This is a genomic window from Streptomyces sp. NPDC002680 (assembly GCF_042889145.1).
In the GTDB taxonomy this organism is placed as follows: domain Bacteria; phylum Actinomycetota; class Actinomycetes; order Streptomycetales; family Streptomycetaceae; genus Streptomyces; species Streptomyces adonidis.
This window is the reverse complement of the sequence record NZ_JBIAQP010000001.1, coordinates 17107-29989: the sequence shown is the minus strand read 5'-3', so window position 1 is coordinate 29989 and position 12883 is coordinate 17107. Positions and strand designations below refer to the sequence as shown.

The following is a 12883-nucleotide window of genomic DNA, read 5'->3' as shown; positions in this document are numbered from 1 at the left end:
GCCGAATTGACTGCTACGGCGGGCCCGGTTCTGTCCTGGCCACGTAGACCGTGTTGGTCGAGGTTCCGCCTTGCAGGGGATTGTCGAAGTCGACGACATGGGCCGCTGATTGCGGGAAGACCTCTGTGAGTGCGGAGGTGAACTGTTTGTCCGGCGGGTCGTTCGACCACAGGGCGAAGACCCCGCCCGGGCGGAGGTGTTCGGTGAGAGCCCGGAGCCCGGCAGGCTGGTAGAGCGCCGCGTGGCGCGGGTGGAGCACATGGCGCGGTGAATGGTCGACATCCAGCAGAATGGCGTCGAAGCGGCGGCCCGGCTCCCTAGGGTCCAGACCGCCCGAATCGGCCGCCATCGCGAAGAAGTCGCCTTGGACCAGACGGCAGCGGGCGTCCGAAGTCAGCCGGGCGCCGAGAGGGACCAGGCCCCGCTGATGCCAGTCGATGACTTCGGCGAGCGTGTCGATCACGGTCAGCGAGCGCACCCGGGGGTCGTCCAGCACAGCCTCGGCGGTGTACCCGAGTCCGAGTCCGCCGACGGCGACGTCCAGTTCGGTGCCGGGCAGTTTTGCCAGTCCGAGTTCCGCGAGCGCGATCTCGCCGGCTGTGAAGAGGCTGGACATCAGGAACTCGTCGCCGAGCTTCACCTCGTACACATCGGTGTCCGATACCGGGTCGCGTCGGCGCCGCAGGCTGATGTCGCCCATCGCTGTCGGGCGCCAGTCGATCTCCTCGAAACGCGCGCTCATCCGTTTACCTTTCTGAGGCGCCGCCGGTGTCCGGAGCCGGTGCCTGGAACGTCGCTCTGCGCAGGTGTGGACGCAGGCGTGAAACCGTCCCTGCCCTGCCGACAGGGCAGGGCAGGGCAGGGACGGGCAGGGAAAGGGAGGGCCACCGGTCAGGCGTCGATGATGACGGGGATGATGAGGGGCCTGCGGCGGTGGGTACGGAAGGCCCAGTTCGCCACGGCACGGGCGATGAGCTGTTCCAACTGGTGTGCGTCGCCGACGCCTTCCTGGGCTGCGGTCGCCAGAGTCTTCTCGATGACGGGGATGACGGGTTCGAAGGTGGTGTCGTCATGGACGAACCCGCGGGCCAGGAAGTCGGGAGTCTCGGCGAGCGCGCCTGTGTCGGCGTCGACGATCGCCACCACGGTGACCACGCCTTCCTCCGCGAGGGTGACGCGGTCCTTCAGGGACGCCTCGGTGGCTCCGCCGACCTCCATGCCGTCCACGTAGACATTGCCCGCGGGCACCTTGCCGGTGATCGACGCACGCCCGTCCACGAGGTCGACGACGACGCCGTCCTCGGCGATGACCACGTGCTCGGGATCGACCCCCGTACGGATGGCCAGGTCGGCGTTGGCCCGCAGGTGGCGCCATTCGCCGTGCACGGGCATGACGTTGCGGGGCTTGACGATGTTGTAGCAGTACACGAGCTCACCGGCGCTGGCGTGTCCGGAGACGTGCACCTTGGCGTTGCCCTTGTGGACGACGTGGGCGCCCCACCGGGTCAGCCCGTTGATCACCCGGTAGATGGCGTTCTCGTTGCCGGGGATCAGAGAGCTGGCGAGCAGGACGGTGTCGCCCTTGCCGATGCGGATCACATGGTCGCGGTTGGCCATCCGGGACAGAGCCGCCATCGGCTCGCCCTGGGATCCGGTGCACACCAGGGTGATCTTGTGGTCCGCCAGCTTCTCCATTTCCTTGGTGCTCACGACCAGGCCGCTGGGTACCTTCAGGTACCCGAGGTCGCGGGCGATGCCCATGTTGCGGACCATGGAGCGGCCCACGAAGGCGACCTTGCGGCCGTGCTGGTGCGCGGCGTCCAGGACCTGCTGGATGCGGTGCACGTGGCTGGCAAAACTGGAGACGATGACCCGGCGCGGGGCGGTACGCATCACCTGCTCGATCGCCGGGTTCAGGTCGCGCTCGGAGGTGGTGAAGCCAGGGACCTCGGCGTTGGTGGAGTCGGTGAGGAAGAGATCGACGCCTTCCTCGCCGAGGCGGGCGAAGGCGCGCAGGTCGGTGATGCGGTCGTCCAGCGGGAACTGGTCCATCTTGAAGTCGCCGGTGTGCAGCACCAGCCCGGCCGCGGTGCGGATCGCGACCGCGAGACTGTCCGGGATGGAGTGGTTGACCGCCACGAATTCGAGGTCGAAGGGTCCGAAGCCGCGCCGGTCGCCCTCACGTACCCGCACCGCGCGCGGCCGGATTCCGTGCTCTTTGAGCTTGGCCTCAAGGAACGCCAGTGTCAGCTTCGAGCCCACGACAGGGATGTCGGAGCGCTCCCGCAGCAGATACGGCACTCCACCGATGTGGTCCTCGTGGCCGTGGGTGAGCACCACGGCCACGATGTCGTCCAGACGATCACGGATCGAGGTGAAGTCCGGCAGGATCACGTCCACGCCGGGCTGGGTCTCTTCGGGGAACAGCACGCCGCAGTCGACGATGAGCAGTTTGCCGGCATGCTCGAAGACGGTCATGTTGCGGCCGATCTCACCCAGACCGCCCAGGGCTACGACCCTCAGCCCTCCTTGGGGCAGGGGAGGGGCGGCTTTCAGCTCGGGATGCGGATGACTCATATCCTGACGTTACCGGAGAGTCTGCCGAGGTGATCCACTGACTGCCCCACCAGCCGGTTCAGCACGGCGCGGCCGAGGCGCGGTCAGTGGGTGGAGCGGGGCTGCTACGGCAGCGGACGGGACAGCGCGCGCTGGAGGCAGTGGCGGTTGCCGTGGGTGAGCCGTACGCCGGGTGCGCTGGAGAAGACTCCGTTGGGAGCGGAGCACACGCGAAGGGCCGTTCGGTGGCGGTGTAGTTGGCTGCCTGCGCGAGGAAATGCCGGATCTGCCCTGCACAGACAGCGGGCGGCGCGACTGGCTCCCCTCCGGGGTGATCTCGACGCCGGCGGCGGCGCGGCGATCCTGGAGCACCTGAACGCCGGCCTGGTCGATGGAGCCTGGGCGTCCAGGCGGGTGCGGGCTGCGTCGCTCGCCACCGCTTCGGAGGCGACGAGCGCGTTCTGCGCCACTTCGAGGGCGCCCTGCGGGACCTTCACGGCTTTGCGCATCAGGTACGACGGCCAGGCAATCGCGCCGATACCGGCGGTGGTGCCTACGGAGCCAATCACAACCACATGATTTCCGACATGGCCGGTGATTTTCTTATGGCTCATCCAAAACGAGTCAATCGTCTGGTCAGGGGCGGTATTTGGCGCGCCGACCCGGCGCCATCCGCCGGGCGATCTCGTCCAGCAGCACGGGATCGCCCTCGAACCGGTACTTGTCGAAGTACTCCGTGGCGGCACGGCCGGACCGAAGCGTGAAGTGGCCTTCCAGATGAGAGGCCTCATGGATGCGGCGAGCAAGATCAGAATGTGTCACAGGCAGCCGGTCTTCCAGGCATCCCGCTGAGCCATGACACGGGCACGCTACACAGGGCCAGGTCCAGGAGGCCCACCCTCCCTGCCGACGCCATGAGCACGAAGCCGACACCGTGAACACCAGACGCTCCTGCACGTCATCAACGCCAGTGACGCCGTCGTGCTCATGAAGCGGGTCGGACAACAAGCACGGCCTCCCAACGGAACTGCCTGTAGTCAGGCCGACGTGGCCATCCCCTGCGTGGACAAAGGACAGCCCGAAAGCCTGTCCATGACTTCGGCTCGCCCGCCCACCCGGGCAGCAGAGCCGGGTCGGGCACAGGGGCGGCGAGCATCGGTTCCGGCAGTGTCCACGTCACAGCCCATGCCTTCCACCCAGCCGGGTCCGTCCGCGAACCGAGTGGTGCACGCGCACCCGACCACAGGCCCGACCACGGCAGGTCAGCGCGCTACGGCACCTCGCCGGGCTCGCCTGTTCGGTGCTGTGGGTTGAGTTCCTGGCGAACGTCCAGGTAGCAGCGCAGCCGGACGCCGGGCTGCCCCGGATCCCGGGTCGTACGGTCCGCCGTTGCGGTCGCCCACTGCGCGGCGAGCAGCTTCTGGACGGCGAAGGCGGTCTGGTCGTCGCACGCCGCGATCTCCACCACAGCCAGCCCCGGCTGTTCCGCATGGGCTTCGTCGATCGGCCCCATGTACGGCACTACGTTCCGGCGCCCGAAAGGGTTCTGCGATCCGGCCGTCTTCAACCGACCGAGTAGGGTCCCGACACGGCGGCCATGGTCAGGATCATGATCAGCACATTGCAGCCAGTCCGAGAGGTAAGCCATGCACAACAACTACCCGAGATTCCCGGGATTCGAGAACGTCAGTCTGGAGGACAGCTACGTACTGGACATCGCGGTCCACCCGGGTGTCCTGACCCTCAAACTGGATCTGCTGCTCCTGCCGGGACACCCCGGATACTGGGCCCCGCTACCAGGGGAACGTGCCTGCTTCCGACAGGCCAGGGTCGTCTTCCCATCCGTACGTGACCTGCACTGGGCGGGCCAGAGTGTCATCAGGCCTGCGATCGACATGAGCGGCAGTGCCGACTTCGGATCAGTCGACTCTCTGAGCAGTCTCCATGACGGTTACAAGATCCTGGGCGACTGGGGCGAGATCATCCTGCGGTCAGACCCGCCTTCCTTGTCCATCGATCCGGCGCCCACCACTTGATCCAGACGAATCGACCTAGCTGGAGGCGTCGGCCATCTCCGGCTTGTGGTGGTGCTTGAGCGCGGTAGGGGCCGCGAGGACGTCGGCCGCGGCGAACTCGCTCCAGTACGCGTGCGTGACGATCGGCTCGGCGAGTTCGAGCTCCCGCGCCCGTAGCTGGCGGAAAGCTCCGACCCGGGCGACGGCGCGTGATCAGCGGGGCAGGGCGGGCCGATGCATGCCCGGCCCCGGACCGCTCAGACCGCGAGCGGTTCCAGGTCCCGGAAGATCCGCTGATCCGTCTCGGCTGGCCCGGTCGTCCCGTTCTCCTCGCCCAGCAGGCGCCTCAGCTCCGTCAGCGCCTCGTCGCGCAGGCTCCGCGCCTCGTCGGTGCGGCCGAGCGCGTTCAGAGTGAGCCCCGCATTGGCGAAGACGGCCAGGGTGTCCGGGTGGTGGTGTCCGAGAACCCTGGCCAGCGTCGTCATGATCTGCTCCTCCAGCAGCCACGCCTCCTCGAGGCGACCTTGGCTGGCGAGGACGTTGGCATGGTTGGCGCCGCAGAAGAGCGTGTGCGGGTGCTGCTCTCCCAGCATCTCCCCCATACGGTCGCGCACCTGCCGGAACACCGCGTCCGCCTCCTCCTTGTCACCGCAACCCCAGTGGTAGATGGCGAGGTTGTTCAGCGCCGCCTGTGTGTGCGGATGAGCCTCGCCCGGCACCTTCCGGTACTCGGCCAGCGCTTCCTGGGCCACTTCGCGGGCGGCCTCCGGGTCGTCGGCGGCGAACAGGTCGGCGGCCAGGTTGAGGTCACAGGCCAGCGAGTCCGGAGTCGGGCCGGAGTACTGGGCCCGGTGTCTGTCGCGGGTCGCCGTCGTCAGTCTCCGAGCGTCCTCGAACCTGCCCGCCCGGCGCAGCGAGACGGCCAGCGACTTGGCGCACTGGAGGGTCCCGGGGAAGTCGTTGCCGAGGATGCGCTTGTGTGCTTCGTACACCTGGGAGAGCTGCGTGACGGAATCGGTGTAACGGCCGACGTCGCGCAGATCGCGGCCGAGTCGCTCGGCGGACGCGAGGGTGTAGGGGTGATCCGGGCCCAGGACCTCCAAGCGCCGGTCGAGGGTCTCCTGGTCGATGTTCAGGGCCTCGCCGTAACGGCCGACCATGCGCAGGGCGAGTGCCAGGTTGTTGGCGGCGCTCAGGGTCCGGTGGTGTGACTCGTGGAATATCCGGCTGAACCCCTCATGCGCCTCCCGCGCGAGAGGGACCGCGGACCGGTACTCGCCGGTGGCCGTGAGGTCACTGGAGAGGGCCGACGCCGTGACGTACGTGTGGGGATGCTCAGGACCTAGCACTCGGCGCTGGCGCTTCAGGAGGTCGATGTCGATGTCCCGCGCCTGTGTGTAGAGCCCCTGCGAGCGCAGCACGTTGCCGAGCTGGCTGCGCATGTACAGGTACTGCACGTTGTCCTCGCCGAGCAGTGGCTTCCAGTTTTCCAAAACCTCCTCGGCCTCCTGCCGCGCCCCCGCGAAGTCGCCGCGCTTCCACCGGTAGCGGACCCGGTCGATGAACAGTCGGCGGGTCTCGGGGGAGGTGCAGTTCCGGGCGTCGGAGGCGTTGAGATGCGGCCAGATGACGGCGAACCGCGGCCAGGTCTCGGGGTCGTCGATGGGCTCGTCGCCGTCGGGACGCGCGTCGGCCAGCACAGTGTGTGCGACGTGCCGTGCCTCCTGCTGTTCCGCCTCGGTCAACTGGGACCGGATCACCGCCTGCACCAGTCGGTGCACCTGGATGCTGTTGCCGACCCGGTCGACCTTGGCGAGGGCGAACCGGTCGATCTGGCGGATCACCCTCCCGAGCATCAGGCTCTCCGACAGGGAGGCGTCGTACGGCTTGAGGGCGTTGATCATTCCGTTGCTGTAGAGCAGGTCCGACGAGACCGGCCCGGGGGCCAGGAAGGCGCAGAGCTCCAGCAGCCGTACCGAGGCAGGGGAGTCTTCCTTCAGCCGGGCGATGGACACGTTCCAGGTCGCGGCGACGGTCTTCGGGTAGTAGGCGGGCTGGTTGAGGGTCAGGACATCGCTGGTCTGATCCGTCAGCTGCCGCAGGTACTCCTCGATCGGAGTGGCCGTCTCGGCCAGCCAGGCGGCCGCCTGTTCCACGGCCAGCGGCAGGTCGCCCACCGCCGTCGCGACCTGGTCGGCCTGCTCTGCCGTCAGTCCCTGTGCGCGGCGGGTGAGGTGCTCGACGCTCTCCTCGCGCAGGAAGACATCGACGGACTGGGCCGCACCGTGCAGTCCCCAGGCCTGGTTGCGGGAGGTGACGAGGATGTGCCCGCCACCGTCACCGCCGCCGGTCGGGAAGTAGCGGGCCAGTGTGACGGGGTCGTCGGCGTTGTCGAAGATCAGGAGCCAGCGCTTGGCCGGCGTCCCCCGCGAGAGCATCTGCAGGGTTTCCGCGCAGGCCATGGCCATGTCTTCGTTGCTCGGCAGACCGAGACGGGCGCCCAGCTCGGCGAACGAGGCGACAATGTCGTCCCCCTGCTCGGCCCGGATCCACCACACCAGGTCGTAGTCACCCATGAAGCGGTGCACGTACTCCAGCGCGATCTGCGTCTTGCCGACGCCGCCCAGCCCGAACAGCGCCTGCGGTGGCGGCAGGACGGCGAGGACGCCGTGGCTCAATTGCTCCCGGACCTGGTCCAGGACGGCGTTGCGGCCGGTGAAGGCGACATTGCGCTGCGGTGCGTTCCAGACCGCCGGTACCCGGCCGGGGAACCGTGGCCGGGACGGGTCGGCGCCCGGGTCCGGCACCGGCAGTTCCAGAGCCCGGAACAGAGCTTCGACGCATCGTTGTTCGTCGAGTCGGCTCAGGTCGGTCGGATTGTGTTCGCGGTACGACTCCGGCAGCCGGACCTCGTCGATCCTGACCGGGACCGGTGTCCCGTGCAGGATCGCCGCGCCCGTGAGCGCGCGCCAGACGGATCCGCCGTGCCGTGACCTCTGGAAGGCACTGGACAGCAGCACCACGGTGCGCCGGGCGAGGTCCGGCTGCTCGATGGGACGCGCGGAGACGTCATGCAGCGTCACATCGCAACTGACCTGCTTCAGCAGGGCCTCCACCCAGTCGGCCCAGAGCCGGTTCTCCGGTGCGTACGCGACGGTCACCTCGGCCCTGGTCGCCGAGGGCAGACGTCGGCGGAACGCGTCGCGGCAGCGCAGTCGTACCGGCTCGGGCACCGGCGGCAGCCCGGTCACCGCGCCGTCGGAGAGGACGGAGGTGAGCCGTTCGAACGAGGCCAGGAGCGAGTTCGCGCTGCCCGGCTCGTCACCGACGGTGGCGAGCATCTCCCCGTAGGCGTAGTACGGGCGGTACGGGATCTCGACGTTGGCCCAGTAGGCGGCCCGCTCCTCGCCGCCCAGTCCCCTGGGCAGGCCCTCGAACTTGAGCCGAGCCAACGCCCGTTGGGTACTCACCTGCTCCTGCTCACTCTCGTCGATGCGCATCGGCACGGGGAACACCCGGATCAGGCGCCGTACGTGTCCGGCCTCGACGTTTCTGGCCACCTTCAACGCGCCGTCCATCGACTGGTTGTTGAGGACGAAGCAGTTGACAAGAATGTCGGGTATCTGGAGGGTGCAGATTCCGGCATTGTCGGAAAGACCTGGCCGGCTGTCGATTAGGACGTAGTCGTACGACTCCTTCATGCTGTCGCGCAGGGCTTCCAGGAAGAGGCCGCCGCCCAGGCGCTCGTAGAAGTTGTCCCATTCGAAGAAGGGGGCGGTCTCCGAGTACGCGAGGTCCTGGCGGCCCGCGGAGAGGAAGTCGAGGGAGCCGCCCTCCTGGAAACGCAGGCCGTACCGCTCGGGTGTGAGGGAGACGGAGTGCTGCTCGACGTTCGCGTATTCCTTGTGCCAGGCGCCGACGCGCCGGGTTCCAGCGGTCGTGGCCCCGACGTACTCGTTGATGAGGTCGATGACGCCCGGGGCCGTCGCTGGCGTGTTCGGGTCGAGGAAGGGGAGGAAGTACCTGTCCAGGCCGGGTGCTTCCAGGTCCCAGTCGACGGCCAGGACTTTCTTGCCGTTCGCGGCCAGGATCCACGCCACGTTGGCCAGGGCCATCGTGCGGCCCGTACCGCCCTTAAATGAGTAGAAGGTGACGATCCGTCCGTCACGCGTGGCCGTCATGAGTCTCCTTTCTGGTCGGATCCCTCCAGCACCCCGACGTGTAACAGCCTCACCCCTACAAGTGCTTGGCGTCGTCCCCACTCAGCCGCTGCCACAGGTTCTCCAGCTCCCGCAGTAGAGCGTCCAGGTCGCTGGACTGAGCGGAGGTCCCCACGACCGGAGCTGTTTGGCGGACCTGCCCGTCGAAGAACTGATGCGTCCAGGTCCAGCCGCGTTCCTCCGTGATGCGCCTGGCCACGTCGTACGCCGTCATCGGTTCCATACCCGGCACTGTACGGCGACGACGGAATCGCCGGACCGGCCTCCTGATTACTGCGCGACGGCCAACCCGACCCCGGACAGCAGTACTTCACAACAGCGTGGCCGTACCTCGTCCTGGCCAGGCCGGACGACGGCCGAGGCCTGCATTGCTGCGTGGCGATGTTCAGTGATGTACGTCCAGGTAGGCGTCGTGCTCGGCGTAGTGGATGACTGCCTTGCATCTCGCCGAGGCGTCGGGGCCGGGCTCCGTCCCGCCAGGACGACCACACTTCGAGGACGTCCTGGGCCAGTACTGCTTCGAGTAGACAGGGAAGGTTGGGCGGCGGCGCGTCGAATGCTGCGACGGCCGCGTCTGAGGCGGCCGTTCAGGGCTTGGCTGCGTAGACCACCGCTTCGGCAGGGTGTTCGTCGAGAGACTGCAGAAGGTCCAGGAGAGTGGGCACGGTGAGAGATTATGGCGCTCACCTCGAACGACAACTCCTGGACCGGTTCTTGATCTCCCGCTGGGTAGCCGGCACGAAGCTCGAGGAGCCGCTGCGCCGGTTCTACGCCGCCACGCCTCCTGCGGATCTGCCCGCCGACGTGTGCTGAGGTGAGCTGCGCGGGTCGGATGGGCTCCAGGGAAAGTACTGGGCTGGGTCGCAGTGATCGGGTCACGCCCGTGAGGTCTGTCGGCTGCAGTCGTTTCCAGACTGGTGCACCTGAGCGGTGAAGCCGACCTCGCCCCTGGACCCGGACTCCGCCGCCCGCCCTGCTGCGCCGCCACGCTCACGTTGAAGGCCCGCCGGGCCTGTGCGGCCGGGCCGTCGGTCCGGTGGTGTCCTGGCCTGGGTGTCACCGTCGTGGAGCGGGCAGCCGAGAGATCTGGGAGTGGTGCCGGTGCCGGGTGCTGGCAGGCTGCCCCGTTCTTCGAGTACCTGGTGTGCGGGGTGGTGGCCGGGCAGGCTAGTTTGCTCGGGTGAGTCTCCTTGATGATGTGGCCGAGCGTGACGGTTGGCGCTGCTGGGTGTGTGACGAACCGGTCAACCCCGACGAGTCGGTGAACGACCCGCGGGGGCCCAGCGTCGACAGCCGGACCGCCGACCGCAAGGCCAAGGTCGCCGAGCGGCTCGCGCACCGTGGGTGCAATACCCGTAAGGGCGCGGTCAAGGTGGTCATCGCCTGGCCGGACCGCCTGTACGTGGTCGAACCCGCGCCGCTCATCACCGTTGCCGGGAGGCTGGAACGCAAGGGGGGCCGCGAGATGGTGGGCCGATGTCTGACCAAGCGGGACGCCCAGGAGGCGGCAGATTGGCTGGTGGACCGGTTCTCCCGACTGATACCGGGGCTGCCGGTGACCGCCGACATCGAGGCGGGCGGCGGCCAGTTCCTCGTCATCCTGGCCACCGGCCGTCGCTGACCGCGGCGGCGGGCCCGGAGCTCCGCTGGCTGATGGCTAGCCGATCTTCTTCCAGGGCTTGCAGTCGGTGGTCTGGAACGCCTTGTCACCTGCGGCGACCTTGACGATGGCCGGGCCCTGGGCGTTGCCGTTGGCGATGATGGCGCTGCCCTCGCCGGTCGTGTCGTTCAAGCGTGCCCAGTAGCAGCCACCGCGGCAGCTGCGACGGGAGTGGCTGACCGGGCTGATCCGGGAGGTGCACGTCGCCTCACGCGGCACCTACGGCTACCGCCGCGTCCACGCCGAGCTCACCTTGGGCATGCCACTTTGAGTATGTCCGCGGTTGTCTAGTTGTCGTCATCGCCGGGGAGCCTGCGGGGCTTCCCGTGTCAGCGGCTGTGGTGGACATGGACTTCCTTCTGCTCGGTCGGAGGGGGCTGGGAGCGAGCGACTGACGGTCCCGCCGTGAAGCAGTCGTCGGCCGCCCAGGGGCGCAGCGCGGAGAGGAACGTCTGGACGTTCCTCTCCGGCCGGTGCTCCACGAAGATGCGCAGTGCCCTGCGCCGGGGCTCCAGGTGCTGGTCGATCACCTTGAGTCCCGTCGGCGTGATCGAGACGAGCTTGACCCGCCGGTCCGCCGGGCTCTCGCGTCGCTCGACACTTCCGAGCCGGACCAGGCGGTCGATGTCTCTTCTGGCGGCGGTGAGGGACAGCCCCGACCGGTGGGCGATCTGGTGGATCGGCTGCGGTTCCTCGGCGGCGGCCAGCAGCATCAGGGCGCGGATTTCGCGGTGTCCGGTGGCGGAGATGCCGGTCGCGATGACTGCGGCCTGCGACCCGAGCCTGTACCGGCCGGGCGCATCCGTGGGACCCGGCCGCCTTGCGGAACACGGCGGCCGACGGCTCGCAGGACCGGGAGCTCATCCAACAGCCCCTGGCGTGGGGAGCTGCGGTAGCGGTGCGAAGCCGACAGGGCGAGGGCCCGGTCGTTGCGGTGTCGCTCGGCCGGAAGGTATGCGCGCATGCCCGGGACTGGAGCGATCGCTCGGCTCGGTCAGCCTGGCCGCCGTCGCTGTCCCTGTTGTACGACTCCCGGACGTTACCCATCCAGACTTTGTCCTGAGCGTGGAAAAAGAGGTGCTGTACTTCGGCCTAAGTACTTCCCAGTCCGGAAAATCGTTGTTACGTTCCTCTTCGACAACCTGACGGTGCAGTCGGTGGGGACAGGCACCCGTATCCCCGGCCGTGGGCGAGGGAAGAGGAGGGATCGTGAGACGGATGACTGCTCGGCCTGAGAACGCGCATCAGGCGCGGCTGCTTCGTCTACTGCGTGACAACGGGGCCAACTCCCGGGCCCAACTGGGCGACCTGGTGGACCTGTCCCGATCGAAGCTGGCCGTAGAAGTGGACCGGCTGCTGGAGACGGGACTGGTCGTCGCGGACGGGCTGGCCCCGTCCCGGGGCGGCCGACGGTCGCACAACATCCGGCTCGCGCCGACGCTGCGTTTCCTCGGCGTCGACATCGGCGCGACCTCGATCGACGTCGCGGTCACCAACGCCGAACTGGAAGTGCTGGGGCACGTCAACCAGCCCATGGACGTACGCGAGGGCCCGGTCGCGGTCTTCGAGCAAGTCCTGTCCATGGCGGCCAAGTTGAGGGCCTCCGGGCTCGCGGAGGGCTTCGACGGCGCCGGTATCGGCGTCCCGGGCCCGGTCCGCTTCCCCGAGGGCGTACCGGTCGCCCCGCCGATCATGCCCGGCTGGGACGGCTTCCCCGTACGGGAGGCGCTCAGTCAGGAACTGGGCTGCCCGGTGATGGTCGACAACGATGTGAACCTGATGGCGATGGGGGAGCAGCACGCGGGCGTCGCGCGCTCCGTGGGCGACTTCCTCTGCGTCAAGATCGGCACCGGTATCGGCTGCGGCATCGTCGTCGGCGGTGAGGTCTACCGTGGTACTACGGGCAGCGCGGGCGACATCGGGCACATCCAGGCGGTGCCCGACGGCCGCCCGTGCGCCTGCGGCAACCGGGGTTGCCTGGAAGCCCACTTCAGCGGGGCAGCGTTGGCCGGTGACGCCGAGCAGGCCGCGCGTGAGGGCCGGTCGGCACAGCTTGCCGCCCGGCTGGAGACGGCCGGGCGCCTGACGGCCGAGGACGTGTCGGCTGCCGCGGCAGCGGGGGACGCGGTGGCTCTGGAGCTGATTCGGGAGGGCGGGAAGCGTCTGGGCCAGGTCATCGCCGGCCTGGTCAGTTTCTTCAATCCGGGGCTGGTGGTGATCGGCGGCGGTGTGACCGGGCTCGGGCACACGTTGCTGGCCAGCGTTCGGACCCAGGTGTATCGGCAGTCGTTGCCGCTCGCCACCGGCAATCTGCCGATTGTGCTGGGCGAGTTGGGACCGGCAGCCGGAGCGATCGGCGCGGCCCGGCTCATCAGCGACCACGTCTTCTCGCCCGCCTGACCGCTGCCCGACCGCACCGGCAAAACGGACCA

General features: G+C 68.4%; 12 protein-coding genes and 1 pseudogene. 5 read left to right on the top strand and 8 right to left on the bottom strand.

The window, feature by feature from the left end:
• Positions 1 to 13: 13 nt before the first annotated feature.
• The 4 genes from ACFYXF_RS00120 to ACFYXF_RS00105 all read right to left on the bottom strand — a co-directional run bounded on the left by ACFYXF_RS00120 (position 14) and on the right by ACFYXF_RS00105 (position 4069).
• A complete protein-coding gene (locus tag ACFYXF_RS00120; RefSeq protein WP_389346384.1) occupies positions 14 to 742 on the bottom strand; it encodes a spermidine synthase in 729 nt (242 codons plus the stop codon).
• Positions 743 to 891: 149 nt separating this feature from the next.
• Positions 892 to 2577 (bottom strand): ribonuclease J, encoded by a 1686-nt coding sequence (locus tag ACFYXF_RS00115; protein ID WP_389346382.1) that lies wholly within the window; start codon positions 2575 to 2577, stop codon positions 892 to 894.
• Positions 2578 to 3192: 615 nt separating this feature from the next.
• A complete protein-coding gene (locus ACFYXF_RS00110; protein WP_389346380.1) occupies positions 3193 to 3378 on the bottom strand; it encodes a hypothetical protein in 186 nt (61 codons plus the stop codon).
• 448 nt (positions 3379 to 3826) lie between these two features.
• Positions 3827 to 4069 (bottom strand): DUF6207 family protein, encoded by a 243-nt coding sequence (locus ACFYXF_RS00105; protein WP_389346378.1) that lies wholly within the window; start codon positions 4067 to 4069, stop codon positions 3827 to 3829.
• A gap of 133 nt (positions 4070 to 4202) precedes the next feature.
• On the opposite strand from ACFYXF_RS00105, the gene ACFYXF_RS00100 reads away from it, so the two are divergent.
• Positions 4203 to 4592 (top strand): hypothetical protein, encoded by a 390-nt coding sequence (locus tag ACFYXF_RS00100; RefSeq protein ID WP_389346376.1) that lies wholly within the window; start codon positions 4203 to 4205, stop codon positions 4590 to 4592.
• 236 nt (positions 4593 to 4828) lie between these two features.
• On the opposite strand, the gene fxsT is transcribed toward ACFYXF_RS00100, so the two are convergent.
• Both fxsT and ACFYXF_RS00090 read right to left on the bottom strand, forming a co-directional pair.
• On the bottom strand, positions 4829 to 8752 hold the full coding sequence (gene fxsT, locus ACFYXF_RS00095; RefSeq protein WP_389346374.1) for an FxSxx-COOH system tetratricopeptide repeat protein: 3924 nt from the start codon (positions 8750 to 8752) through the stop codon (positions 4829 to 4831).
• Between the two features lie 55 nt (positions 8753 to 8807).
• Complete coding sequence (locus ACFYXF_RS00090; protein ID WP_389346372.1) at positions 8808 to 9014, bottom strand: hypothetical protein; 207 nt, start codon at positions 9012 to 9014, stop codon at positions 8808 to 8810.
• 443 nt (positions 9015 to 9457) lie between these two features.
• Between ACFYXF_RS00090 and ACFYXF_RS00085 the strand changes: the two genes are divergently transcribed.
• Together ACFYXF_RS00085 and ACFYXF_RS00080 are read left to right on the top strand one after the other, a co-directional pair.
• Complete coding sequence (locus ACFYXF_RS00085) at positions 9458 to 9604, top strand: hypothetical protein (protein ID WP_389346370.1); 147 nt, start codon at positions 9458 to 9460, stop codon at positions 9602 to 9604.
• 367 nt (positions 9605 to 9971) lie between these two features.
• Positions 9972 to 10412: a hypothetical protein gene (locus tag ACFYXF_RS00080; protein ID WP_389346368.1), complete on the top strand. Its 441-nt coding sequence runs from the start codon at positions 9972 to 9974 to the stop codon at positions 10410 to 10412.
• Between the two features lie 36 nt (positions 10413 to 10448).
• Here the strand turns inward: ACFYXF_RS00080 and ACFYXF_RS00075 are convergent, their stop codons facing one another.
• Positions 10449 to 10583, bottom strand: a complete 135-nt coding sequence (locus ACFYXF_RS00075; RefSeq protein WP_389346366.1) for a hypothetical protein — start codon at positions 10581 to 10583, stop codon at positions 10449 to 10451.
• Between the two features lie 25 nt (positions 10584 to 10608).
• Between ACFYXF_RS00075 and ACFYXF_RS00070 the strand changes: the two are divergent.
• A pseudogene (locus ACFYXF_RS00070) lies at positions 10609 to 10713 on the top strand (IS3 family transposase); the annotation flags it as partial.
• Positions 10714 to 10780: 67 nt separating this feature from the next.
• On the opposite strand, the gene ACFYXF_RS00065 reads toward ACFYXF_RS00070, so the two are convergent.
• Positions 10781 to 11167, bottom strand: coding sequence for a MarR family winged helix-turn-helix transcriptional regulator (locus ACFYXF_RS00065; protein ID WP_389348430.1), 387 nt, complete (start codon positions 11165 to 11167; stop codon positions 10781 to 10783).
• Positions 11168 to 11669: 502 nt separating this feature from the next.
• Here ACFYXF_RS00065 and ACFYXF_RS00060 point away from each other — a divergent pair.
• Positions 11670 to 12851 (top strand): ROK family transcriptional regulator, encoded by a 1182-nt coding sequence (locus ACFYXF_RS00060; RefSeq protein ID WP_389346364.1) that lies wholly within the window; start codon positions 11670 to 11672, stop codon positions 12849 to 12851.
• The last annotated feature ends 32 nt before the right edge of the window (positions 12852 to 12883 follow it).

Excerpts from the sequence above, each read along its gene's own strand:
- ACFYXF_RS00120 (WP_389346384.1), bottom strand. The coding sequence starts at position 742 with ATGAGCGCGCGTTTCGAGGAGATCGACTGGCGCCCGACAGCGATGGGC.
- ACFYXF_RS00115 (WP_389346382.1), bottom strand. The coding sequence starts at position 2,577 with ATGAGTCATCCGCATCCCGAGCTGAAAGCCGCCCCTCCCCTGCCCCAA.
- ACFYXF_RS00105 (WP_389346378.1), bottom strand. The coding sequence starts at position 4,069 with ATGGGGCCGATCGACGAAGCCCATGCGGAACAGCCGGGGCTGGCTGTG.
- ACFYXF_RS00100 (WP_389346376.1), top strand. The coding sequence starts at position 4,203 with ATGCACAACAACTACCCGAGATTCCCGGGATTCGAGAACGTCAGTCTG.
- fxsT (WP_389346374.1), bottom strand. The coding sequence starts at position 8,752 with ATGACGGCCACGCGTGACGGACGGATCGTCACCTTCTACTCATTTAAG.
- ACFYXF_RS00090 (WP_389346372.1), bottom strand. The coding sequence starts at position 9,014 with ATGGAACCGATGACGGCGTACGACGTGGCCAGGCGCATCACGGAGGAA.
- ACFYXF_RS00060 (WP_389346364.1), top strand. The coding sequence starts at position 11,670 with ATGACTGCTCGGCCTGAGAACGCGCATCAGGCGCGGCTGCTTCGTCTA.